Here is a 3,652-nt window from a genome sequence, read left to right as displayed (position 1 = left end):
GGGCTTTCTGCATAGAGAAAGGGAATTATAACTAATTAGCCGGACATGATATCAGTGATTTATCAAGAAATTCTTGGAGAAAGGGAACAACGCGGCGAACAACGAGAACGAGCGCTCATTCTCCGTCTGCTTACTCGACGGGTGGGAGAATTACCCCAAGAGTTGCTAGACCGGATTGAAACTCTCTCTTTAGAACAATTAGAAAATCTCGGTGAAGCATTGTTGGATTTTCAGGCGATGCCTACGGCGGTAAACTACGCGGATTTAGAAACCTGGTTTGGTACATTAGACATAGGAGTGAAAATGACGTAGATACAATTTATGAATTATGCCTACCAAGGATTTCGGGCAACGCATAATTAATTTCCCTCCTATGTCTATTAGATGAATTTTTCCATTTGAGCCAATGTCTGATGGCGCTAGGGGAAAAAATAGTTTCAGAAGAACGAAAGCGAGTTGAGCTTGTCAGATTGCCACATTAAAGCTCAATTAACTTGAAGCCCCAAGGTTTCAAAGCTGCTAAAGCTATTTCTTCATTTACACCCTCATAAGCCTCCCATTCCAACGGGTGTTCTTTGGGATGTCCGTCGCCGACATTACCTGCAACTTTAATTATCGGACAGTTGGCAATGCGATCGCGCTCCAGCCCTCTTGGAACTACTAGTTGGATTTTGTGCCCGATAAACTTCGCTGTACTATCATTAGCTACAGATTCACGGATTAAACAAATATCACCAGCAGTCCCCCAAGTCGTTTGGTAAATGTGAAGGAATGATATATAAGTTGCTGGTTTGATGGATCTTTTGAGAACGTGCATTATCTGTAATCCTTATACTATGAGTCAAAAATCATAAATCATACAAGTATTTTCTATCACGTTCGTAGGGAAGAATGTTCTTAACTCACATTTTCCACCTGGCCCAGGCGATTAGAAACCGCCTGGTGGAAGATGTGAAGCTTAAAAGACGATAATTGCCCACATACTAACTCCCAAAGCGATCGCTGCTAAGTGTTGCCAAAGCAGTGATAGCTTCGCTAACCCCTTTGGTGTACCCACTGATTGCTTGGCAATTTTTTGCGTTAACAAAATAGTTAGTAACACGGAAAAAATTATCGTTGTACCTTGCAAAAAGGCAATCACAGCCGGGTGAGCAACCAATATTGGCAATTGTTCACCACTCAAACCAAGAGTCGCAAAGGTAACAGGTAAAATCCGACCGCCTTCGCTTAAGCCCAAACGTAGATAGTGAGCCAAGTTGCCTCCCAATACCAATGGTAGGTAGCCGTAGGCGAGTTCTACAAACGATCGAGGTTTACGGTTAAAATTGAACACTTGGATCAAGCCATAAGCCCCCAAGGTAAGAGCTGCTGGAATAATTAATACTAGCAGCGATAATCCCAAGTGCTGCCAAAACTCAGTTAAATCCAGTTGCAGCCCTAACCAAGATTGCAACTCTGGTAAGCGGTGTAGATATATACCACCCAACAGCAAAAACAATAATGCTACTTCATAGCTGCGGGGTACATGAGTTGTCCACAGTTCAATACCAGGGGGACGCAAGTTGAACTCAACGGAACGATGGGGACAGGCTTTGAGGCAAGTCATGCACAGTACGCAATCTCGGTTATCTTCTAACTGCGCTGGGTGTGAGTATAAGGGACATCCATTGGTTTCCAGCCCTTCGCCTTTTTGCGGCCCACCTTTATAACATTGATACGTGGTGCAACTGGCAGAACATATCCCTTGCTGTGCCCGGAGTTCCGTCATTGAGAGTTTGGCAAATAAACCATTCATCCCGCCGATGGGACAGAGATAGCGACACCAAAACCGCCGCTCAAAAAGAGCCGAGAAAATCATCGCCCCAGCAGTAATTAATAGCAGCAAACAAGCGCTGAGGTAGGCAGTATTTTCTAAATGCCAAAGTTCTTCCCATAAGAAAATTAGGGTAAATAAGCCAAACATGAACCATCCGCCCCATTTCTCAGCTTGTTCTCTCGGCCAGCGCTTGAGTTTTCGAGGCCACAGCCATAAAGAGAGCTTTTGGGTAATTTCCCCGTAAATCATGAAGGGACAAACAGAACACCAGATACGTCCCAAAAAGGGAAAGAGAAATAAGAAGAAAGGCCACCACCAAGCCCAAAATAGATTTAGGACGAAATTGCGATCGCGGGTTTGCGGTCCAATAAATAATATTGCAACAATAATTGCAAAAGCCGTTGCAGTAAAACCATAATTAATGCGATCGGGCCACCAAGGACTACGTAAAAACCGCCGTAAAGCAGGATAGGCATTTAACAGATTCACCCGAAATCGTTTTTTCTTAGTTTCGGCTGGCCAGAAAATTTCTTCTGTTAATTCATTTGCACCCTCAGCTTGCACGATCGCTCTTTCTACCAGATTTTTCAATTCCCTGAGGTTGCCAGGAAAATCATAAGACTGGAGGCGACGCAAAGCTTCTGGGGTAATGTGCGGTTTAGAAATGCCTCTAGAGCGAGTATAAAGACTGGTATAATATTCGACTTGTGTCTGAATATCAGCTTTCCGCACCCGTAGCGGTGGTACTTTGATAATGTGACCAATACAGCGTTCAATTGTCGACTGAGTTTTTTCTGAAACAATCAGAATTCTGGCTTTACTGGGACGAGGTTGGGCGGCTGAATCTCCAGAACGACTGACGGGTGTATATGTACCAGTTTTGAGCAACTGCGTCACCGGAGGCAATAATTCTTCGGGCAATTCTTGGATGTTGTTGAGAACTAGAGTACCTTCCCCCAACCATTCCAACAGTCCTGGTTTGCCGCCAGCACGACCAAATAAATCTGCACCGCTAGTTTGGAGAATACCACAATTTACTTTAATAATTGGTTCTCGCCTTTTGGGAGAACCAAAGTGGATCAGAGCTGCTATATTGTCTTTTTCTAACCCTGGTTCTCCGAAAATATCCACTGATTCGCGGTCAGCAGCCGCTTCTCGAATTTGCTCCCGCAGCCGCACAGCATAGCGACTTGTACCGACAATTCCCCGTTGCGCTTTGGTAACTAAATATGGGCGCAAGGCAATAGAACGTTCTTGTTCATAGCCAAGTGCAGATGTTACCTGAGCTAATTCTTGAGCCAATTGACGGGAAAAAGCCTGAGCAATTTCGGGGTATTGAGTGGTTAATTCCCGAAATTTAGCAGCAGGCACAACCCACAAGTGACATTCGGTTACTGTAGTAATTGTGAATGGAGTTAATTCTTCCAACAGCAATTCTTTGAGTTCAATCACTGCACCGGGGAGAAATCCACAAGCTAAAGCTGGGTTGCTTTGATTGGTGCTATTGCTTTCTAGTTGACCTTCTACGAGAATATAAAGGGCTTCTGGAGAATTGCCTTCACTAACTAAGTCAGTTTCGGCACTCACTACTTGTTCTTCAATTACTTGAGCGATCGCATTTAATACTTCAGGTGAGAGAATTCCTAAAGAGGTACGTTCTTGTAGCCATATAACCGTTTCTGGAGATGTCATATTAAGTTCTCCCTGTAGGCTGCTGTATAACAAGAATTATCCCTGAAAGGGTATATCAAAATATCTATATTCAGTTGTTGTGTATTAATACTCCCGGTTCGCCCATTTTTTCAGAAGTTAGATAAAAGTGAGCAAAAGCGTAAA

At 43.8% G+C, this 3,652-nt stretch carries 2 protein-coding genes and 1 pseudogene; 1 reads left to right on the top strand and 2 read right to left on the bottom strand.

The window, feature by feature from the left end; all coding sequences use genetic code 11:
* Window positions 1–51 precede the first annotated feature (51 nt).
* Window positions 52–312 (top strand): annotated as a pseudogene (locus tag HWQ40_RS17085) (DUF4351 domain-containing protein); the annotation flags it as partial.
* A gap of 166 nt (window positions 313–478) precedes the next feature.
* Here HWQ40_RS17085 and HWQ40_RS17080 read toward each other — a convergent pair.
* Window positions 479–817 (bottom strand): hypothetical protein, encoded by a 339-nt coding sequence (locus HWQ40_RS17080; protein ID WP_292779798.1) that lies wholly within the window; start codon window positions 815–817, stop codon window positions 479–481.
* A gap of 141 nt (window positions 818–958) precedes the next feature.
* A complete protein-coding gene (locus HWQ40_RS17075; protein ID WP_292779796.1) occupies window positions 959–3,508 on the bottom strand; it encodes a sigma 54-interacting transcriptional regulator in 2,550 nt (849 codons plus the stop codon).
* Window positions 3,509–3,652 lie beyond the last annotated feature (144 nt).

The organism is Nostoc sp. NMS9, assembly GCF_017114995.1.
Lineage (GTDB): Bacteria > Cyanobacteriota > Cyanobacteriia > Cyanobacteriales > Nostocaceae > Nostoc.
Note: the sequence above shows the minus strand (reverse complement) of the source record. Positions and strands in the feature narration are given on the sequence as shown.

Coding starts and splice junctions, on each gene's coding strand:
- HWQ40_RS17080 (WP_292779798.1), bottom strand. CDS start 817: ATGCACGTTCTCAAAAGATCCATCAAACCAGCAACTTATATATCATTC.
- HWQ40_RS17075 (WP_292779796.1), bottom strand. CDS start 3,508: ATGACATCTCCAGAAACGGTTATATGGCTACAAGAACGTACCTCTTTA.